Origin of the sequence: Sphingobacterium alkalisoli (assembly GCF_005049105.1) — a bacterium.
GTDB lineage: Bacteria > Bacteroidota > Bacteroidia > Sphingobacteriales > Sphingobacteriaceae > Sphingobacterium > Sphingobacterium alkalisoli.
In genome coordinates this window covers 66,063-87,681 of sequence record NZ_SUKA01000002.1, presented here as the reverse complement: position 1 = coordinate 87,681, position 21,619 = coordinate 66,063, and the positions used below count along the sequence as shown (strand labels likewise).

The window sequence follows — 21,619 nt, the reverse complement described above, 5'->3', positions numbered from 1 at the left end:
TAATAGTGCAAGAATCATTCACAGTAGTTCTTACACTTAGTTAACACAAATTTCAGACACGAATTGGGAAAGATTTAGGAATTAAGAATGCATTAATGAAAAAACATGAAAATTATTTTCAAATCGGTAATTGATTTCCAAATTAGGATAGGTCTCTACGATCGATTTGACAATCGACAGTCCTAAACCATTAGATTGACTATCTTGATACCCTTTATGGAAACGTTCAAAAATATATTGTGGATTCAATGCTCCTGAAGTACTGGGATTACGGATCTCCAGTCTATTTGAATTAATCCGTATGTCTATTGCACCAGGAGTGGTATTATATTTAATCGCATTACGAAGTAAATTAGAAATCAATATCGCCGCTAAATCAGGATTAATCGATGTTTTAAATACTGCTTCTTCCGTCATGTCAAATTTTATTCCCTGAAAATCAGCAATATCTTGGACATCATTTAAAAGTTCCTTTGTCAATTTGTTAAAATTTATCTCCTCGATTTCTTTATATTGATGATTATCTATTCTGGAAAGCATCAAAAGAGACTTATTAAGACCTACCATTCGGTGTAGCGACTGTTTCGCTTCTGCTATTTTGATAAGCTGTGGCTCCGAGAGTTCATGATCTTGAAGCAAAAGCTCTAACTTATTAATGGTGATTGCCAAAGGTGTTTGTAATTCGTGGGAAGCATTCTCCAAAAATCGCTTTTGCTCGTCAAATATCATCTCGTTACGTTGGATCATGAGACTTATCTGGCTGTTCAGTTCATTGAATTCTTTAACTTTTGTGGCTACAGGCTGAAAAGAAGATACATATCCAAAGCGGTAATTACTCAGATTGGAAAGAATACGAGTAAATGGAAGCCAAGCTCTAGTTAAAATTAGGTGGTTCACAATCAGAATACTCAAAATAATAACCGTATATAACACTCCTAATGAGATCGCCAAATTAATCAAAAAATCATCTTCTTCTACCGTAGACGTACGTATTTCGAGCAGAAAAGGCTCTCCCTCTTTGCTGTAAAATCCCGTTCTCAATATACGATAAGGCTCATCCTCTTCATCGTAAGGCATATAAATCAACTCATTCGTAAAATGATTCCTGTCTGTAAAGTCATCAACATTTCCGGGTAATATCCGAAACTGATTAATTCCAAATTCCTTGGTATTATGTAGTATCTCGGAATTACCGTACGCCTCTCTGATAATTTCGATTTTTTGATTCTTTAGTCCATCATCTACATTATCATACACTTCATCCATCAATACTGCGTAAAACAACAATGCCCATAATGCCATTACGATCAGTATAGTGATGACGATGTATCTATTTGTATAATTCTTTACTGAAATCTTCATTATTAAATTAATTTATATCCTACTCCATACACGGCTTGAATATCTATTTGAGCATTAGCTTCTTTCAACTTTCGTCTTAGGTTCTTTATTTGTGAATAAATAAAGTCTAAATTGTCGGCTTGGTCGGCATTGTCTCCCCATACGGTTTCCGCAATAGTCGTTTTTTCCATTAATTTATTGGGACGCAGCATCAAATAGTACAACATATCATATTCCTTTCTATTTAATATCACTTCTTTACTACCTACAGTTACCTGTCGTAAATCAGGATTTAATTTGACATCTTTATAAGAAATAACATGATCACCTTGGTGCATATGGCGTCGTACAATAGATTTTATCCGCGCCAATAACTCTGATAGATGAAAAGGCTTAGCTAAATAATCATCGGCCCCGATTTCCAACCCCAACACTTTGTCTTCAACCGAATCTTTTGCAGACAAGATCAATACTGGTTGATCTTTTTTTTCGTTCTTAAGCAAACGCAAAATATCTAAACCGCTTCCTCCTGGCAACATAATATCCAATAAAATGCAATCGTATTGATAAGAAAGCACTTTTACTACTGCGGTTTCATAATTTGTCGCAAATTCTACCAAGTAACTTTCTTGCTCCAAAAACTCCTGCACACTATGCAATAGATCTATTTCGTCTTCTATAATCAATATTTTCATCTGTATACAATTATTTTGCTTTTTCTGTAGGATTATAATTAGTTTAACAGACCTATTAAATAGTTATCGATATTCACAGTAAAATTCAATGCGCTGTTTTCTCTATTAATTTACTTCATGTCTTATCATAAACCGTACAAATCCCTAATGCAGAGTTAGGAAAAAAATCTGTGAATAATGATGGTAAATAAAAATAACGAGGCCTATAGGAAAATGTTTTATGTATTTATTGCAAATCAGCATCAAAAATAACCTAAAACATAAACAATTAATTTATTTTTACGTTATTAAAATTAGTCATCATCGATCAACTTAATATATACACATAAATTGAATAAATTCAGCCGTATTTTTTTAAAAACCATTTTGTGGATTATAGGTTCTGTAATAGCCTTGCTTTTACTTGTTATTTTCTTAATAAGGCTGCCTGCTGTACAGAATTATGTAGTTGGAAAGGTGACAAATTATTTAGAAACCAAAATCGGCACGCCGGTAAACATTGGTTATATCAATATCACGTTCCCCAAAAATCTGGTATTGGAGAATGTCTATTTTGAAGATAGGAGTCAAGACACTCTCTTGGCAGGGGAGAAATTATCTGTAGACATCAATATGTTCAAATTATTTAAGAACACCGTTGAAATTCAAGAACTTGATCTGAAGGGCATCACTGCAAAAATAACCCGTAAAGCACCTGATGGATCCTTCAATTTTGATTACATATTAAAGGCTTTTACAACAGAAAAAGAAAGCACTACTAATGCTGATACCGCGTCGGCATTGGTATTTGACATTGATAAAGTAAATTTCGAACGTATCCGATTTTCCTATAAGGATGATATGATAGGTACATCTGCGGACATTATGTTGTCTCATTTTGAAACTCGCGTAAAGAATTTTGACCTAACTAACAATATGTCTTTTGACATGCCAATTATTCAAATTGCGGGTCTCCGTGCAGATATCAAGCAATGGGCTCCAGCCACGGAAACCACCACTCCTACTGCAGAAAATTTTGGCATTACTGACCAATCTGTCGAGAATTCTTCTCTCCTTCCGAATCTGGCTACGGAGTCGATCATTCTAAAAGATATTTTGGTACGGTATGAAGACAGTTCCTCTGCTATGGATACCAAGTTTGATATCAAGAACCTTTCTGCAAATGTTAAGGAAATAGATTTGAATAAGGAAGTTATTAGACTCAAAGAGATCATGTTAGAGGGTTCGGATTCCTACGTATTCTTCGGAAAGCAAAATAGCGTTAAAGCAGATATCGTCTCAGCAGACACAAGTACGTCGGTTAATTGGGTAGTCTCAGCAGATAAACTTTCGATAGAGAAGACTAACTTTTGGTTTAAAGACGACAATCAAACGCGCACAGAAGGATTCGACTATTCAAATATTAAACTATCCGATCTCGCCGGGGGATTGGATGATCTTTATTATTCTTCAGATTCTATTTCAGGTTCGCTTGCCAACCTTTCTGTAAGGGATCATTCTGGCCTTAACCTCAAACAGTTAAAAGCCGACTTTGTATATTCCGGTACAGGAGCAACGATCGAAAATCTATTAGCAGAAACCGATAAAACAATAATCCGCGATTATATCAAAGTAACTTATCCTTCCCTAGAAACCATAAGCACAAATCCAAGTGCGATGATTATCGATGCGCGCATCAGCAAAAGCCAGATCGATATGTCGGATATACTGTACTTTGTACCCGACCTTGGAAATATGGATGTGATGAAACCGCTGACAACCAAACGGTTTTATATAGATGGACGCATACAAGGCCGGCTAGATGACCTACATATTCCAAAACTGGAGTTTAAAACGCTTGACAATACGCATATTATTGCCAGCGCAGATATTAAGGGATTGCCAGATATGGATCGCATGTATGTTAATCTTAACCTTAAGAAGCTAACCACCAGTAGATACGATATTGAACGACTGGTAGATAATTCGTTGCTGCCTGATAGTATACAATTACCGAACTCAATTTCATTATCAGGAACGCTAAAAGGTGGGATGACTGGCGGAGATGTCAACATGAGTTTGCTAACTGATCGAGGAAATGTTATAGTTAATGGTTCCCTTAACATGAGTCAAAGAGATACTATTTACAATGCGTATGTATCGATAGATGACTTTAATATCGGCCATATCCTCAATCAGGATTCTGTACTTGGGATCATTGCCGCAGAAGCTAACGTAAAAGGGCATGGATTGAACCCGCAGACTATGGTAGCCGAAATCAATGGAACAGTTAATAGATTGGATGCCTTGGGGTACAGTTATCATGGTGTAGTACTTGATATTATTGCGAATGATGGCGATATAGCTGGAAACATCACCAGTCCCGATCCAAATGTTAAATTCAACCTTGATCTCGCGGCAGATATGAGAGGGCAATATCCTAAAGTGAACATGGAGTTGATGATTGACAGTGTTAATCTAAAGAATCTGAATTTGACCACCGACCATATCCGTTATCATGGTAAAATAACTGCAGATTTTGAAACTGCAGATCTGAATTATTTAAACGGAGCAATACATGTTTCTCAATCATCCATTGCATACAACGAGAATAGGTTTGCATTAGATACTGTCTCGGTCATTGCTACCGCCGATACCAGTAGGAATACGTTGGTACTAGCATCTGAATTTTTAAATGCCCATTTAGTAGGAAAATATAGGCTTACGGAGTTGGGAAGTTCCATACAGGATATTGTCCAAGTTTACTACAATCCACAGAACCTCTCCCCAGATACAGCCCGCTATGAGGATCAAAACTTTGAATTTTCTGCTGCAATAAACAATTCCCGATTTATTCGCGACTTTTTCCCGCAGCTTGAAGAGATGCAGGATGTAACATTGGATGGCACTTTTGACAGCAAGACTAAAAGTATCATGGCCAAATTAATTGCGCCAAAGGTCGTCTATGATGGCATGGAAGTAGAAAATGTAGGCGTAGATATCAATACACTAGATAGTACACTATATTATTCGGCCTTGATCAACCGGATAAAAATCAGCAATATTGAATTGATCAATACGGTATTGAGCGGCAAAGTCATCGAAAACAACCTTGATTTTGGCCTATGGATAAAGGATAAACAAGAGAAAGACCGTTATCATCTCGGGGCAAAAATGGCCGTAAACGAAAACAATTACATACTAAGTTTATTTGAAGATGGTCTTATGTTAAACTATGATAAGTGGAACATTTCGCCTGACAACCAAATTTCCTTCGGCATGGATGGTATTCGTGCCCATAATTTCAGACTCTCAAATAACGGACAGGAATTGTTAGTTCAATCACAAGATTCAACGCTGAATGCGCCGATTGACTTGTCGTTTAACAACTTCCGGATTGAAACCTTGAGTAAAATGCTCGAATCCGAAACCTTAAATTTAGGCGGTGGAATAAACGGATCTGCGACCATCTCCCGTTTAGAAAGTAGCCCGGTATTTGTCTCCGACGTCGAGATACAGAAATTTTATTTTGGTCAAGACACCGTAGGTAATGTTCTTATTAAAGTGAATAATGAAATCGAAAATACGTTTGCTGCAGATATTCGCATTACAGAAAACGGAAATGATGTGCAATTAACAGGAGAATATTACACTCCACCCTCCGGTGCATCCAATTTTAATGCCACACTGGATCTAAAGCCTATGAAGCTGAAAACTGTAGAAGCATTTAGTTTGGGATATTTGCAAAATGCAGCTGGGGATCTAACAGGTTCACTCAAAATCTCAGGTACACCGCAAGCACCTAAGATAAATGGTGATTTGGTCTTTCAGCGAGGCAAGCTCAATGTGACTATGTTGAATGCAGATTTTCTAATGGACAATCAAAAAATAACATTTAACAATCAAGGCATACAGTTTAGGCAATTTGAAATAAAAGATCTGAAAGGTAATGCTGCAAAATTAAATGGGACCATACGGACAACTACTTACAGCGATTTTATTTTCAATTTAAATTTAACAACGGCTGATTTTGCAGTAGTAAATTCGACTCGTGAAGATAATGATCTGTTCTTTGGAAAACTATTCGTCACTTCTAACATTCGCATTACAGGAGATCTCAATAAGCCAAAAATTGAGGGAAATGTCAAAGCAAATGAAAACACTGACTTTGTATTCATCGTACCCAATGACAACCCCGGCGTCGCCGAGCGTGATGGTGTGGTAAAATTCGTCGACAAAAGCGACACAGCACGTACAAATGTATTTGCCCAGTTAGACTCCCTGACAACAGCCTCTTCTGTGTTATCCGGATTTGATCTGGCGCTCAATCTGTCTACCGATCGAGACGCTAAATTCAAGGTCATTATTGATGAAGGGTCACAAGATGCGCTTAATATACAAGGTGTAGCCGAGCTCAATACAACGATTGATGCGAACAGTAACATTACCATGTCGGGTACCTATACCGTCGAAGACGGCAGCTACTCCTTTAATTTCGGCCCGGTAAGTCGACAATTTAATTTTCAGAAAGGGAGCACTATCACATGGAACGGCGATCCATTAGATGCTCGGATGGACATCACAGCACTATACAAGGGAAAATTTCCTACATTGGAACTAGTGAGCAACCAAATCGGCGCCGAAAATCAGAACCTTTATAAACAACGTATTCCATTTAATGTCAAATTGATCTTAACAGGGGAATTATTTAAACCTAACATCAATTTTGACATTGATCTGGATGAGAATAATGCAATTGTCTCCCAGGAAGTGGTGAGTAAAGTTAATATAGGTCTATCCGCTCTTCGTGAGGATCCCGCAGAATTGAACAAGCAGGTATTTTCGTTGATTGTTCTGGGTAGATTTATGTCTGCCAACCCATTTGAAAGTCTATCGGGTGGTGGAGGTGTAGAGGGTATGGCACGGAATTCAGTCAGTTCGCTACTAACCGCACAGTTAAATAATCTCGCTTCCGATTTGATCAAAGGTGTGGAGCTGGATTTTAATTTGCAATCAGAACAGGATTATCTGACCGGATCAGGACAGAATCGGACGGATCTCAATGTAGGTATATCAAAAATGCTTTTTGATGACAGGCTTAAAATAACCATAGGATCCAATTTTGAAGTAGAGGGGAATACCCGTCCCGGTGAAAGACCAAGCAACATTGCGGGGGATATTTCCTTGGATTACCAGCTATCCAAAGACGGTCGTTATTTTGCGCGCGTATACCGAAAAAATCAATATCAAGCTACGCTACAGGGGCAATTTGTGGAAACTGGAATTGGTTTCGTGATGACTATGGACTACAATAGGTTTAAAGAACTTTTTATGAATTCCAAAGCTTTGGAAGAATATTACAACACAGATACGAGAAGTTTTCGAAGAAGATTTGATATGGAACGTATGGAAACCGACTCCGTGTATCGAGACAGCGTTCGACTGGTCTTGCGCGACAGTTTGATGAAACATAGCCCCGAATTCCGAAAACGAGTACAGGAACGAGAACAGCAGGAATTGAAACAACAGTCAGATTCAACAACTGAGGATGGTGCCGGTACAGATTCACCAAAAGCGATAAAGGATACGGCAAATACCGTAATAAGAAACGAAGATGAGGAAAGGAATGAAAATGAATAGCCAAAAGATAATAACATTATTAGCCGTTCTTAGCCTTTTCGCAAGCTCGTGTAACTCTACCAAATACTTAGCGGAGGATGAAAAATTGTATGATGAAGGTAAAGTAGAGTTGCAAGTAGATACTGGGGTGGCAAACGATCGCAAAGAAGCTTTCGAAGAACGCTTGGAGTCTATGCTGCGTCCAGAACCAAATGCAAAAATTTTAGGATGGAGATGGAAATTATCGCTTTGGAATATGGGTGGTGGTCCTGACACAACTAAAAACTTTGTTCGGAGATGGCTTAAACGCCAAGGAGAAGAACCTGTATTACTTAGCGATGTAAACCGTGAATACAATGAAAACTTACTCCGAAACCGACTAGAAAATCTAGGCTTTTTTAATGCTACATTTACATCCGACACCACTATACATAAAAAATTAGCAACAGTTACCTATTATGGTATTCCGAGAAACATCTATCGAATTAATTCCGTTAAATTTGATATCGACAGCACGCGCGAAATCGGGAAAGATATATTAGAAAGCAGGGATAAATCCCTCCTACAAAACGGGAAGAATTATAATTTAGATGTAATAGTCAGTGAACGTGAACGGATAGACGATGATCTGAAGAACCAAGGATATTACTATTTCAGTCCTGACAACCTTTTGGTAGAAGTAGATAGTACTATTGGAGACCATAAGGTAGATATGTATGTTAATTTGAAACCTGAAACTTCGGAGAAAGCCATACATCCACAAAAAATCGGAAATATTTTTATTTATCCCAACTATACCTTAAATACCGAAGGGTATCGGCGGCAAAACCGTATCCGTAATTTGGACCTGTTCAATAATAATTATTATATCATTGATCGTAATAAAACCTATCGCCGAAAAGTGCTGGCAAACCATATTTTTTTTGAAAGAGGTGAATTGTATAATCGGCATGACCATAATCAGACTATTAATCATCTTGTCAATTTAAACGCATTTAAGTTTGTCAAGAACAATTTTGAGGACAATTCCGACTCAACAAATACCTTAGATGTGTATTATTATTTGACACCCTTACCTAAAAAATCTTTGCGTTTTGAAGTATTAGGCAAAACCGCAGCGGTATACAACGGGTCAGAAGCAAACGTTACCTGGACATTACGAAATGCCTTTCGGGGTTTTGAAACATTGACGTTGAACTTTTTTGGGGGATATGAAACACAGACGGGGGGCAATGTCAATCTAAATTCTTCCTATTATCGATACGGTGCAGAAGCCGCTATTACATGGCCTCGTCTGTTATCTCCCTATAAATGGGCGCCTTCCAGAAGATTTATTCCGCGTACCTATCTAAAATTAGGATATGAATTTTTAAACAGACGCACGGCGTATACATTAAATTCTACCAGTCTTAATTATGGTTACAATTGGAAGGAAAATGACAGGAAACAACATGACCTGGCCCTTGCAGAAATTATCTATGTACAACCTAGAAATGTGACTCCAGAGTATGAAGCACAAATGGATACTGTCCCTACTTTGAGACACATTATCGAACCTCAATTTTCATTTGGTCCGAATTACAATTTTACCTATACGAACACCATGCAACAGGAAAGAAAACATACCTTCTATTTTAAGGGCGGTATCAACCTATCTGGGAATGTTTTAGGTCTTGTACAGGGTGCCAATGCCCAAGAAGGAAATACAAAAACCTTATTTAATACTGTATATAGTCAATTCATCAAGATTGAAGGTGATTTTAGACATTATATGAAACTGTCTACCAATTCTCAATTGGCATCACGTATTATGATCGGAACAAGTTACTCTTATGGAAATTCACGATCACTTCCCTATCTGAAACAATATTTTACAGGCGGTCCGAATGGATTGCGTGCGTTTCGAGCAAGATCTATTGGCCCTGGATCTTCTCTTCCTGAAAATCTAGGTCAGGATAACTTTTTTGCAGACCAAACTGGCGATTACAAACTCGAACTGAATACCGAGTATCGCGCTAAAATAGCAGGTTTTTTGCATTGGGCAGCATTTGTAGACGCCGGAAATATTTGGTTGCAAAGTAGAGATGACAATAAACCTGGTGGCAGGTTATCAAAAGAGTTTCTATCGGAACTCGCCGTAGGTGGTGGTGCCGGTCTACGATTCGATTTTGATTTTTTAATTTTAAGAACAGACTTTGCCATTCCATTTAGAGTTCCCTACAACGCCAAGTCTGACAGATGGGTCTTTAAAGATATTGATCTGGGTAGTGGAAGATGGAGAGAAAATAACCTAATTTTCAATTTAGCGATAGGATATCCATTTTAAAAGTCAAATCCGAAGAAATTTCTTCGGATTTTGCGTCTATATCATTCGCATTTAGTAAATTTAGCAAGACAACAACTCAAAATAGATGCTATGAAGTTAACTGTTATTGGTGCTGGTGCTGTAGGAGCTACAACAGCAGATAATCTAGTCAGAAGAAATATCGCCCAAGAAATTGTTCTTTTGGATATTAAAGAAGGAGTAGCCGAAGGAAAAGCACAGGATATGATGCAAACCGCGGCTTTATTGGGATTTGATTCCAAAATCACCGGGGTAACCAACGATTATCTACAAACGGCAGGCTCCACCGTGGCTGTGGTTACTTCCGGTCTTCCACGAAAACCAGGTATGACCCGTGAAGAGTTAATTGGCACCAATGCCGGTATCGTTAAGAGTGTTGTTGAAAATTTAGTTAAACATTCTCCGGATATCATTATCCTGATTGTATCAAACCCAATGGATACAATGACTTACTTAGCTTTTAAATCGAGTGGATTACCCAAAAACAGAATAATTGGAATGGGTGGGGCGCTAGATTCAGCACGTTTTAAGTATCAGTTAGCCACAAAACTCAATGCATCTCCTAACGATTTGAATGCGATCGTCATCGGAGGCCATGGAGACACCACAATGATTCCTCTAATTGATCATGCCACGTGGAACAGTATCCCGGTTACCAACTTCTTGAACGAAGTAGAACAAGAGGAGATTGTTAAGAAAACGATGGTGGGCGGCGCTACGCTAACCGCACTGATTGGTACATCCGCTTGGTATGCACCTGGAGCAGCAGCAGCGGCGATGGTAGAGAGCATTGTATTGAATCAGAATCGACTGTTTACTGCCTCTGTATATTTAGAAGGTGAATTTGGAGAAGAAGATATCAATATCGGGGTGCCCGTTCTTATCAATAAGAATGGCTGGGAAAGAATTGTACCTCTTCAACTAAGTGACCGCGAAAAAGAACTTTTTAAAGCAAGTGCTGATGCCGTACGAAATATGAATACGGTTTTAAAAGAAAACAATTTAATATAGAGAACAGATCGTATATACATTAAACACAAACAAACCTATTGGTTTCTGTTTTTAATACGATGGGCTTGTTTACGTTTTTAACACAGAATACAGAAATTATTTTAAATGCAGATTATACCGTTAGAAGCGCTCAATTTAGAAGGAGATGGAATCCACATTATCATAGACGTGACAATTTTTGACAAACCATTTAAAATGGTAGTAGATACAGGGGCTTCCAAAACGGTTTTAGATAAGACTACACTTTTAAATTCGGGAATCGAAGAAAGTAAATTTCAAAATACTAACATTTTATCCAGCGGTCTAGGTACGAACAACATGCAAAGTTTTATATTGGATCTTCCGCTATTTCGTATTCGCGACTGGGCGATAAAGAATCTTCAAGTGGCCGTACTAGATCTTTCCTCTATCAATTATGCCTATGAGCAGATGAATTTCGCTCCAGTGATCGGTGTTTTAGGTGGAGACATTCTGTTAAAATATGGTGCCGTGATCGATTATAAAAAATGTACGTTGCGCTTACGATCCAGAGCCTCTCGACTTAAATAGACGGCGATGGATATGAAACCGTAGATAGGTATAGTAAGCAATTGAGATCAGTACCCCCATTGCCCCCATAAAATACAGTGTGGCTTTAATTCCCATCATCTCCGCAACGCCCCCTATTAGTAAGCTTCCGACAGGGAATACCCCTTGAAAAGCCATCACATAGTAAGACATAATACGTGCGCGATAAGAAGATATCGCATGTGTTTGAATATAGGTATTTATACTTGAGTTCTGCATCATCATCGCAAATGACACACAGGCAGTAAACACAATGGCAGAAAGCAGAAAATGCGAAAAAGCAAGTAAAAGAAGTGAAATCCCCATCATTAAGGCTGCAAAAAGCACGCGATAACGCAGGTTATCACCTGATTTTAACCTCGCCATATTTACCGCACCTATCATCGCCCCTAGTCCGGCGGCACTTTCAAACCATGAAAAAGTCGTTTCATCTCCCAAAAAAAGGTCTTTAGCAACAGCAGGAAGCAAAGAGGTGTATGGAATGACAAATAAACTGGAAAAAACCATAATTACAATTAAGGAGCCAATATGTGGAGATCGTCTAAGATATTCAAATCCATCCACTAAACCTTGCCAATTCGAAATACTTTTGAGATTGGCATTAGATTCCTCTGTTACTTTCATCAATAATAAAGTGATAATAACCGGTATAAAACTCAGAAAATTAACAAAAAAACAGAGCAGTTCGCCGTAATTACTCAACAATATACCACCTATTGCCGGCCCCACCATCCTGGCAGCATTGAATACCGAAGAATTTAATGCTATTGCATTCGGTAGGTCCTTCTTGCCATTTACTAACGAAACAAGTAAAGCCTGTCTTCCAACTACATCGAAAGCATTGATCACCCCTTGGACAAATCCTAACACACTGAGCCAAAAGACAGATTCCTTACCATAAAAAACAAGTAAAGTCAGTAAGCCTGCCTGAAGCATCAGTAAGCCTTGCGTATTGAGTACCAACTTATATTTAGGTCTTTTGTCAATAAAACTCCCTATAAATGGGGTCAAAATCAACGAGGGAAGTAAAGATATAAACGATACAAATCCTAATAAAAAAACCGATTCAGTCAACTCATACACCAGCCAGCTAATTGCAATACGTTGCATCCAAGTACCTAAAAGCGAGAGCGACTGACCAATAGTATGTAATCTGAAATTAGGATGTTTTAAGGATTTGAAAATCTCCATTTACAAAGATAACGAGTCTTTAATTTATATATAGGCTGATTTAGCGCTAAAATTTTATAGTTATAAAAGAATATAACTACCTTTGTAACAGCTTTAAAAACATAAAGTTTTAACAACTTTCATAAAACTGATATTCAATATTATACGAACCATATATCTAAAACAATTTATCTACACATAAGGTGTGCACAATGCTAAAAATACAGTATACGTGGATATTCCGTATGAAAACTAAAAACAATTTATATACATATGAAATTTTTTATTGACACAGCCAATTTGGCTCAAATCAAAGAAGCACAAGATCTAGGTGTTCTTGATGGGGTTACGACCAACCCCAGCCTAATGGCGAAAGAAGGTATCAGCGGAGAGGATAACGTGATTAACCATTACAAAGCAATCTGTGCCATTGTCGACGGCGATGTAAGTGCAGAGGTAATTGCTACTAACTACGAGGATATGATCAAAGAAGGGGTAGCTTTAGCTGCTTTGGACAGCAAGATTGTGGTTAAAGTTCCTATGATAAAAGATGGTGTCAAAGCAATCAAATATTTCAGCAGCAAAGGCATCAAGACTAACTGTACATTGGTGTTCTCAGCAGGCCAGGCTTTATTGGCAGCAAAGGCAGGAGCAACTTATGTTTCACCTTTTATCGGCCGTCTTGACGACATTTCTGTAGATGGGCTAGGGCTTATAGAAGAGATTCGCTTGATCTATGACAACTATGGTTTCACTACACAAATCTTAGCTGCATCCGTTCGTCATAGTGCACATCTTTTAGGCTGTGCGAAGATCGGGGCCGATGTAATGACCGGCCCATTATCGGTGTTTACGGCTCTATTAAAACATCCGCTAACAGATAGCGGGCTTGCTCAGTTTTTGGCAGATCATGCCAAAGCAGCAGGTAAATAAAAGCCAACACTTTTTAATAAATAGCCCGTTCTGTATCGGATATAGAACGGCTTTTTTATGCTCTAAATTTTACGTAATTTTGCTACTATGGACACTCAAAATAACAGCGCAAATACGCAAACAGAGACCGAAGATTTTGCACATCTTTTACGATCAAATAAACTTAAAGTGACACAGCCTCGACTACGGGTTTTGGAGATTGTATCGACTAAGACCGCAGCTATTTCGCAACCTGAATTAGAGAAAATTTTAGGAAACGAGATTGACCGCGTAACGCTATATCGTATACTTGCTAGCTTTGAAGAAAAAGGAATTTTGCATAAAATTTTTGATCTCCATGGCACCGCTACTTATGCGATCTGTTCCACTAAATGCAGTGCGCATCACCATCATGATCAACACGTCCATTTCATCTGCTCGGTCTGTAATAGCATCTACTGCCTGGATGAAATTTCGCTACCACAGATTAACCTACCTTCCGGATTTTCCTTATACTCCATCGCGATCAATGCAGTTGGATTATGTAAAAATTGCCAGTCTACCCACTAAGGAATCAAGTTATTTCACGCTAATACCCTAAAAGTTAAAGAAGCTATTCTAGGACTTATTTGTTCAAAAATTCATATGCTAAAAAAAATAAAACAGACAGCTAAAGTTTTACCGAAAAGAACATTACATTCTATATTACAAATACTTAACATAACATTAGTAATCTAAAAATTAAACAAAGTATTTTTAGCAAAACAGTTAAAATCCGTAATTTTCTAACGCACCAAGCTTTAAACGCGATTTAGAGCACATTCATATTAAAATATTTTAGCAAAAAATAAACATATACAATTAGTAAACAATATATTATAAAAGCTAAAATAGAATACAACTACAGAATGACTGAACGCCCCATATTCCTGTAGCCGCTTCATCAATTGTGATATTAAATTTGATTTTATATGAATTATAATTGCATATAAAATCGAATTTATCTAAGTTTAAAGAAAGTACATGAAACAAGCATTCCACATAAATGTTATGCACATGTAAGTAGAGCAGCTTACTCCTACTTCAACGGAGTGCCATTAAAAAAGTAAACGAATGAGATCACAAAAAGAGAATCCTTATAAGGAAGTTTTAACACGAATGATTGTCGATATTTTCGAGAAATCGGACAATCAAAAACTCAACTACAAACAAGTCGCTGCAAAACTCAACATATCCGATTCGGAATCAAAAGTTGCCGTAGCGGACATCCTCAACGACGCATCAAAAGCAGGTCTTTTTGTCCAACCCGAACGTGGAAAATTTAGACTGAAACAACTCAATGTATACGTGACCGGAAAGGTCGACATGACAGCCGACGGATCTGCCTATATCGTACCCACTGACGAGATGGAAAATGACATCTTCGTAGCCCCTCGAAAGCTTCGTCAAGCCCTTCACAATGACATGGTAAAAGTACACGTTTACGAACGTGGCAAGGGCAAAAAAAGAGAAGGGGAAGTTGTCGAAATTATCCAACGTGCTAAGACCGATTTCACAGGCACGATCGACATCTCGCAAAACTATGCCTTCTTTCTTGCTGATGACCGAAAAATGAATCATGACATCTTTATACCATTAGACAACCTGAATGGAGCGCAAGATGGAGAAAAGGTTGTGGTATCCATTATCGAATGGCCAAAGAACGCCAAAAACCCCATCGGAAAGGTAAAGAACATCTTAGGCAAAAAAGGCGAGAACAATACAGAGATGAATGCGATTCTAGCAGATTTCGGTTTTCCGCTCGACTTTCCGAAAGAAGTGGAAGCAGCCGCAAACCACATCTCCGGCAAGATCACCAAAGCCGAAATTGCCAAACGTCGTGATTTTAGAAACATCCTTACTTTTACGATAGACCCCGCGGATGCAAAGGACTTTGATGATGCAATCTCTTTTCAGACATTAGAAAACGGGAACTACGAAATTGGTGTCCACATCGCTGACGTGTCACATTACGTCATGCCCGATACCGCACTAGACAAAGAAGCTTTTGATCGCGCGACTTCAGTATATCTGGTCGACCGGGTCATCCCTATGCTTCCCGAGCGCCTGTCGAATGACCTATGCTCCTTACGCCCGAATGAAGACAAGTTGTGTTTCTCGGCCGTCTTTGAAATAGATGAAAAAGCGACTGTTATCGACCAGTGGTTTGGTCGCACTATTATACACTCCGACCGTCGCTTTAGCTATGAAGAGGCCCAAGAAATCATAGAGGATAAAGAAGGGCCGTTTTCAGCGGAACTCTTGAAGCTAAATAAGCTTGCTTACATCTTACGTGAACGCAAATTCAAAAATGGTGCAATCAGTTTCGAAAGTGAAGAAGTAAAATTCCACCTAGACGAAAATGGAAAACCATTGGGTGTATATACGAAGGTGAGAAAAGATGCACACAAGCTGATTGAAGATTTCATGTTATTGGCCAACCGCAAGGTGGCCGAGTACATCGGAAAACAGGGGCGCGGAAAAAATAAGCTGGCATTTGTATACCGTTTTCACGATGTACCCAAACCGGAGACCTTAACGAACTTCTCACAGTTTGCACTCCGCTTTGGGCACAAGCTAAATATTAAATCTGATAAAGAGACGGCCAAATCGCTAAATGCATTGATGACAAAGATCGAGGGGTCAAAAGAGCAGAATCTATTAACCTCCCTTGCCGTACGTTCTATGGCCAAAGCCATTTATACCACTAAGAACACCTCGCACTACGGTCTGGCTTTCGATTATTACACCCATTTCACCTCCCCTATCCGTCGTTATCCAGATGTGATGGTACACCGCTTGCTACAATTTTATTTAGACGGAGGAGGCAAGGTAAATGCCGAGCACTACGAAAAAATGGCCGAACATTCCTCGCAGATGGAAAAAAAAGCGGCAGAAGCTGAGCGCGCTTCAATCAAATACAAGCAAGCCGAGTTCCTACTGGATCAGATAGGCGTAGAATACAAAGGCCTGGTATCCGGCGTAACAGAGTGGGGTATGTATGTAGAAATAGCCGAAAATAAATGCGAAGGCATGGTACGCCTTCGTGATATTACCGATGATTTTTATACGTTAGACGAAAAAAATTATGCCATTATCGGTCAACGAAAAAAGAAGGTATATCAACTTGGAGACGAGGTGCAAATCAAAGTAAAGAAAGTCGACTTGGAAAAACGACAGATCGATTTTACACTAATATCGTAATTTAGGTTAAAAATCCTTTCGCATTTACAAATCCGAAATCTTCTACCAGTAGAATAAATGAAAAAAATTAACACTCAACACTTTATACTTCAATATTTTCTAGTTATCTTTGCACACTTTAAAAAATTAATTTACATAAATTAAAAACAGAACAGGTAAATGCCTACTATTCAACAATTAGTTAGAAAAGGTAGAGTAGCTCTGGTAGACAAGAGTAAGTCTCCAGCGTTGGACAGCTGTCCACAGCGAAGAGGTGTATGTACACGTGTATATACTACTACCCCTAAAAAACCAAACTCAGCAATGCGTAAAGTAGCTCGTGTACGTTTAACAAACGGCAAGGAGGTCAACGCTTATATCCCCGGAGAAGGTCACAACTTACAAGAGCACTCTATCGTATTGATTCGTGGTGGCCGTGTAAAAGATTTACCAGGTGTACGTTATCACATCATTCGTGGTGCATTGGATACTTCAGGTGTAGCAGGTCGTAACCAACGACGTTCAAAATATGGAACTAAGCGTCCTAAACCAGGACAAGCAGCTGCAGCTCCAGCAAAAGGTAAAAAGAAATAATTAAACGGAGGGAAAGAAAATGAGAAAATCAAAACCAAAAAAGAGAATCATTTTACCTGATCCAAAGTTTAACGACACTCAGGTAACACGTTTTGTAAACAATATGATGTACGATGGTAAAAAATCTATCGCCTATTCAATTTTTTACAACGCAGTAGAATTAGTAGAACAAAAAACACAAGAGAACGGCCTAGAGACTTGGAAAAAAGCGTTAAACAACGTTATGCCAGCTGTAGAGGTTAAATCTCGTCGTGTCGGAGGGGCCAACTTCCAAGTTCCTATGGAAGTACGTCCTGAACGTAAAATTGCTTTGGGTATGAAATGGTTAATTTCTTACTCACGTAAACGTGGTGAAAAAACAATGTTCGAAAAATTAGCAGGAGAAATCATCTCAGCTTCTAAAGGTGAAGGTGCTGCTGTTAAGAAGAAAGAAGATACGCACAAAATGGCGGAAGCTAACAAAGCGTTCTCACACTTCAGATTCTAATTTTGAAAACAAAGAATCAAATATGATTACACCGGCTCCCGATAACAGAACTTTTCCATTATCGGAGTCGGTGTACTTATTTTTACAAACATTGCAATTAAAGAAAGTCTTAAAAGGCTAAGTGCATAAAAATATTATGGCAAGAGATTTAAAATTCACTAGAAATATCGGTATCGCTGCGCACATCGACGCTGGTAAAACGACTACAACTGAACGTATCCTTTATTATTCAGGTGTAAACCATAAAATTGGTGAAGTTCACGAAGGAGCTTCTACAATGGACTGGATGGAGCAGGAAGCGGAACGTGGTATCACGATTACTTCTGCTGCAACAACTGTATTCTGGCAGTACCGTGGCAACAAATACCAAGTAAACGTAATCGATACACCTGGACACGTGGATTTTACCGTTGAGGTAAACCGTTCACTACGTGTATTAGACGGGTTGGTGTTCCTATTTTCAGCAGTTGATGGTGTAGAACCTCAGTCTGAGACGAACTGGCGTTTAGCCGATAATTATAAAGTTCCTCGTATCGGATTCGTTAACAAAATGGACCGTTCTGGAGCAGATTTTCTAAAAGTCGTTGGTCAAGTAAAATCAATGTTGGGTTCTGATGCCGTAGCATTGCAATTGCCTATTGGTGCCGAAGATTCTTTTACAGGTGTAGTTGATTTAATCAATAACCGTGGTATCGTATGGAATGAACATGATAAAGGCATGACCTTTACTGAAGTGCCTATCCCAGAAGATATGCTTGAAGAAGTTGCCGAATACCGCGAAAAACTACTAGAAGCTGTAGCTGGATACGATGAGTCCTTAATGGAAAAATTCTTCGAAGATCCAGATTCGCTAACGGAGCGCGAAATCTTAAATGCATTACGTGCGGCTGTGTTGGACAACTCTATCGTGCCTATGGTCTGTGGTTCGTCTTTCAAGAATAAAGGTGTACAAACCATGTTGGATCTAGTGATGGAATTATTGCCTTCACCAATGGATTCAGAAGGTGTTAAAGGTACCCATCCTGATACAGGTGCAGAATTATTGCGTAAACCAGATGTTAAGGAGCCTTTTGCTGCATTAGGTTTCAAAATTGCCACTGACCCTTTCGTAGGTCGTTTGTGTTTCATCCGTGCTTATTCAGGTAAATTAGATGCTGGTTCTTATGTCTTGAACACGCGTTCAGGCAATAAAGAGCGTATCTCTCGTATCTTCCAAATGCACGCTAACAAACAAAACCCTATCCCATTCATTGAGGCTGGTGATATTGGTGCTGTTGTTGGTTTTAAAGACATCAAAACTGGTGATACGTTATGTGATGAAAAACACCCTATCGTATTAGAGTCGATGAACTTCCCTGAGCCAGTTATCGGTTTAGCTATTGAACCAAAAACTCAAGCTGACATTGACAGATTAGGTATTGGTCTTGGTAAATTAGCTGAAGAAGATCCTACATTCGTAGTAAAAACGGACGAGGAAACTGGTCAAACAGTTATCTCTGGTATGGGTGAGCTTCACTTAGAGATCTTGATCGATCGTTTGAAACGTGAATTCAAAGTTGAGGTTAACCAAGGTGCTCCTCAAGTATCATACAAAGAGTCTATTAACGGCACTACAGAGCACCGTGAGGTATTCAAAAAACAATCAGGTGGTCGTGGTAAATTTGCGGACATTAAAGTTGTTATTTCTCCAGTAGACGAAGATTTCGATTTAAGTAAATCACCTCTTCAATTTGTAAACGAAATCGTTGGCGGTAAAATTCCAAAAGAGTTTATCCCTTCAGTTCAGAAAGGATTTGAAACATCATTGAAAAACGGTGTATTAGCTGGATATCCATTATCTGGCATGAAAGTTCGTTTGATTGATGGTTCATTTCACGCTGTCGATTCAGATTCCCTATCTTTTGAATTAGCAGCTCGTCAAGCATACCGTGAAGCATTACCAAAATGTTCTCCAGTGTTAATGGAACCAATTATGAAAATAGAGGTTTTAACACCAGAAGAAAATATGGGTGATGTAATGGGAGACTTAAACCGTCGTCGTGGTCAAATGCAAGGTTTGGACTCACGTAATGGTGTACAGGTTATTAGAGCATTAGTACCTCTTTCTGAGATGTTTGGTTACGTAACACAATTACGTACGATTACTTCAGGACGTGCTACTTCTACAATGGAATTCGATCACTTTGCTGAAGCACCTCGTAATGTTGCTGAAGAAGTAATTGCGAAATCAAAAGGCAGAGTAAAAGGATCTGTAGAATAATATTGATTGATTAAAGATCAGGGAGAAAAGATGAAGGACATGGAGTCTTTCATCTTTATTCCAAAGATTAAACCGACCGTTGGTTGCGAATAGCTCTAATCAGGGGTCATCTTAAACAAATAAAAATGAGCCAAAGAATCAGAATCAAATTGAAATCATACGATTACAATTTAGTTGACAAATCAGCTGAGAAAATCGTAAAAACCGTAAAACCTACGGGTGCAGTAGTTAGTGGTCCTATTCCATTGCCTACAGAGAAAAAAATCTACACCGTTTTACGTTCACCACACGTTAACAAAAAAGCACGTGAGCAATTCCAATTGTGCGCGTACAAAAGATTGTTAGATATTTATTCATCTAACTCTAAAACTGTTGATGCATTGATGAAACTTGAGTTACCTTCGGGTGTTGAAGTTGAAATCAAAGTGTGATAGGATTTCAGTACATGAAAAAAAGGCTTCTCGTAAAACAGAAGCCTTTTTCTGTTATAGTACATATAGCGGTTTGATGATCACGCATAAAAAAGGGGGCGAGCAAAAAATTTGCCCGCCCCTTTTTTAAAGCTAATTTGAATTACCTATCAACTTAAAATTTGAATGTCAATCCAAATGTAGCTTCGTTAAAGAAATTATTGAACACGTTAACATTTGTGTTAAATGAAGTTACGGACTCAGCTCCGTCTACATCAGCTTTAGTAGAACCGAAAGAAATTACATTTGCAAAAGCAAAATTAACTGCGATTTTGTCTGTCAAGAAGTAGTTTGCACCAATACCTGCATTTGCGCCGAAACCATTAACTTTAGGAAGATCTTCAGATTCTGCTCCTACCTTAGTTTCTCCGGTTGTATTTACATAACCCGCTCCTACTTCAGTATAGGTTTTAAAACGAGAACCGACCTCTAAAAAGTAATAACGACCAAAAGCACCAATACCAAATGCTTTTTCAGTATCGACAAGTTTAAGGTCATCATTTTCGTAATCAGTTTCTTTGTTTTGTCCAAAAGCAAGTTCTAAACCAACGGCAATCTTATCGGTAACAAAATAACCCGCTTTAGGATTAAAATTAAATGTCGCTGTTTTTTCTTTTGCATTTTTGTCATTCGTATTTGAAGAATTGAAGTTACCCTCAACAAGGAAGTTACCTTTTTCAAAACCAAATTCTTGTGCATTCGAAGCAAATGTCAACCCTGCTACCGCAGTCATAGTAAGTAATAATTTTTTCATATTTTTTATTGTTTTAAATTAAACTGCTGCAAATCTAAACTTTTTGACTATACAAGCAAAAAAATCAAATTAAATTTTAGTCATAAAATTGCAACAATGAAACAACCTCTTAATGGTCAGTTAATTATAATCATTCAATCGAGAGAAATTATTATTTCATCAAACAAAATGAGATTTTTAGCTAGGTATTGAAA

Annotated in this window: 15 protein-coding genes; 11 read left to right on the top strand and 4 right to left on the bottom strand. The window is 38.3% G+C overall.

Annotated elements, in window-relative coordinates; translation table 11 throughout:
- Positions 1–81: 81 nt before the first annotated feature.
- Both FAZ19_RS06060 and FAZ19_RS06055 read right to left on the bottom strand, forming a co-directional pair.
- Entirely contained in the window at positions 82–1,362 is a 1,281-nt protein-coding gene (locus FAZ19_RS06060) for a sensor histidine kinase (RefSeq protein ID WP_136819833.1), read from the bottom strand.
- A 2-nt stretch (positions 1,363–1,364) separates the two neighbouring features.
- Complete coding sequence (locus FAZ19_RS06055; RefSeq protein WP_136819832.1) at positions 1,365–2,036, bottom strand: response regulator transcription factor; 672 nt, start codon at positions 2,034–2,036, stop codon at positions 1,365–1,367.
- Positions 2,037–2,492: 456 nt separating this feature from the next.
- Here FAZ19_RS06055 and FAZ19_RS06050 point away from each other — a divergent pair, with 456 nt between their 5' ends.
- The 4 genes from FAZ19_RS06050 (at position 2,493) to FAZ19_RS06035 (ending at position 11,538) form a co-directional block, all read left to right on the top strand.
- On the top strand, positions 2,493–7,655 hold the full coding sequence (locus tag FAZ19_RS06050; protein ID WP_229707426.1) for a translocation/assembly module TamB domain-containing protein: 5,163 nt from the start codon (positions 2,493–2,495) through the stop codon (positions 7,653–7,655).
- A complete protein-coding gene (tamL, locus tag FAZ19_RS06045) occupies positions 7,630–9,960 on the top strand; it encodes a translocation and assembly module lipoprotein TamL (protein WP_136819830.1) in 2,331 nt (776 codons plus the stop codon). The genes FAZ19_RS06050 and tamL overlap by 26 nt, the downstream gene beginning before the upstream one ends.
- A 90-nt stretch (positions 9,961–10,050) precedes the next feature.
- Complete coding sequence (locus tag FAZ19_RS06040; RefSeq protein ID WP_136819829.1) at positions 10,051–10,989, top strand: malate dehydrogenase; 939 nt, start codon at positions 10,051–10,053, stop codon at positions 10,987–10,989.
- 105 nt (positions 10,990–11,094) lie between these two features.
- Positions 11,095–11,538: a retropepsin-like aspartic protease gene (locus FAZ19_RS06035; RefSeq protein WP_136819828.1), complete on the top strand. Its 444-nt coding sequence runs from the start codon at positions 11,095–11,097 to the stop codon at positions 11,536–11,538.
- Here the strand turns inward: FAZ19_RS06035 and FAZ19_RS06030 are convergent.
- Positions 11,509–12,747, bottom strand: a complete 1,239-nt coding sequence (locus FAZ19_RS06030) for an MFS transporter (RefSeq protein ID WP_136819827.1) — start codon at positions 12,745–12,747, stop codon at positions 11,509–11,511. The two genes, FAZ19_RS06035 and FAZ19_RS06030, sit on opposite strands and share 30 nt — an antisense overlap.
- 252 nt (positions 12,748–12,999) lie before the next feature.
- On the opposite strand from FAZ19_RS06030, the gene fsa reads away from it, so the two are divergent.
- The 7 genes from fsa to rpsJ all read left to right on the top strand — a co-directional run bounded on the left by fsa (position 13,000) and on the right by rpsJ (position 20,632).
- On the top strand, positions 13,000–13,659 hold the full coding sequence (fsa, locus tag FAZ19_RS06025) for a fructose-6-phosphate aldolase (RefSeq protein WP_136819826.1): 660 nt from the start codon (positions 13,000–13,002) through the stop codon (positions 13,657–13,659).
- Between the two features lie 87 nt (positions 13,660–13,746).
- Positions 13,747–14,208 (top strand): Fur family transcriptional regulator, encoded by a 462-nt coding sequence (locus FAZ19_RS06020; RefSeq protein ID WP_136819825.1) that lies wholly within the window; start codon positions 13,747–13,749, stop codon positions 14,206–14,208.
- A 543-nt stretch (positions 14,209–14,751) separates the two neighbouring features.
- Positions 14,752–16,881 carry a ribonuclease R gene (rnr, locus tag FAZ19_RS06015; RefSeq protein WP_136819824.1) on the top strand — a complete coding sequence of 710 codons (2,130 nt, stop codon included), beginning with the start codon at positions 14,752–14,754 and terminating at the stop codon, positions 16,879–16,881.
- Between the two features lie 159 nt (positions 16,882–17,040).
- Positions 17,041–17,454, top strand: coding sequence for a 30S ribosomal protein S12 (gene rpsL / locus FAZ19_RS06010; protein WP_002993550.1), 414 nt, complete (start codon positions 17,041–17,043; stop codon positions 17,452–17,454).
- 19 nt (positions 17,455–17,473) lie between these two features.
- On the top strand, positions 17,474–17,941 hold the full coding sequence (gene rpsG, locus FAZ19_RS06005; protein ID WP_136819823.1) for a 30S ribosomal protein S7: 468 nt from the start codon (positions 17,474–17,476) through the stop codon (positions 17,939–17,941).
- A 136-nt stretch (positions 17,942–18,077) separates the two neighbouring features.
- A complete protein-coding gene (fusA, locus tag FAZ19_RS06000) occupies positions 18,078–20,201 on the top strand; it encodes an elongation factor G (RefSeq protein ID WP_136819822.1) in 2,124 nt (707 codons plus the stop codon).
- A gap of 125 nt (positions 20,202–20,326) precedes the next feature.
- Positions 20,327–20,632: a 30S ribosomal protein S10 gene (gene rpsJ, locus FAZ19_RS05995; protein ID WP_002993539.1), complete on the top strand. Its 306-nt coding sequence runs from the start codon at positions 20,327–20,329 to the stop codon at positions 20,630–20,632.
- 154 nt (positions 20,633–20,786) lie between these two features.
- On the opposite strand, the gene FAZ19_RS05990 is transcribed toward rpsJ, so the two are convergent.
- Positions 20,787–21,425, bottom strand: a complete 639-nt coding sequence (locus tag FAZ19_RS05990) for an OmpW family outer membrane protein (protein ID WP_136819821.1) — start codon at positions 21,423–21,425, stop codon at positions 20,787–20,789.
- Between the last annotated feature and the right edge of the window lie 194 nt (positions 21,426–21,619).

Coding starts and splice junctions, on each gene's coding strand:
- FAZ19_RS06060 (WP_136819833.1), bottom strand. CDS start 1,362: ATGAAGATTTCAGTAAAGAATTATACAAATAGATACATCGTCATCACT.
- FAZ19_RS06055 (WP_136819832.1), bottom strand. CDS start 2,036: ATGAAAATATTGATTATAGAAGACGAAATAGATCTATTGCATAGTGTG.
- tamL (WP_136819830.1), top strand. CDS start 7,630: ATGAGGAAAGGAATGAAAATGAATAGCCAAAAGATAATAACATTATTA.
- FAZ19_RS06040 (WP_136819829.1), top strand. CDS start 10,051: ATGAAGTTAACTGTTATTGGTGCTGGTGCTGTAGGAGCTACAACAGCA.
- FAZ19_RS06035 (WP_136819828.1), top strand. CDS start 11,095: ATGCAGATTATACCGTTAGAAGCGCTCAATTTAGAAGGAGATGGAATC.
- FAZ19_RS06030 (WP_136819827.1), bottom strand. CDS start 12,747: ATGGAGATTTTCAAATCCTTAAAACATCCTAATTTCAGATTACATACT.
- fsa (WP_136819826.1), top strand. CDS start 13,000: ATGAAATTTTTTATTGACACAGCCAATTTGGCTCAAATCAAAGAAGCA.
- FAZ19_RS06020 (WP_136819825.1), top strand. CDS start 13,747: ATGGACACTCAAAATAACAGCGCAAATACGCAAACAGAGACCGAAGAT.
- rnr (WP_136819824.1), top strand. CDS start 14,752: ATGAGATCACAAAAAGAGAATCCTTATAAGGAAGTTTTAACACGAATG.
- rpsL (WP_002993550.1), top strand. CDS start 17,041: ATGCCTACTATTCAACAATTAGTTAGAAAAGGTAGAGTAGCTCTGGTA.
- rpsG (WP_136819823.1), top strand. CDS start 17,474: ATGAGAAAATCAAAACCAAAAAAGAGAATCATTTTACCTGATCCAAAG.
- fusA (WP_136819822.1), top strand. CDS start 18,078: ATGGCAAGAGATTTAAAATTCACTAGAAATATCGGTATCGCTGCGCAC.
- rpsJ (WP_002993539.1), top strand. CDS start 20,327: ATGAGCCAAAGAATCAGAATCAAATTGAAATCATACGATTACAATTTA.
- FAZ19_RS05990 (WP_136819821.1), bottom strand. CDS start 21,425: ATGAAAAAATTATTACTTACTATGACTGCGGTAGCAGGGTTGACATTT.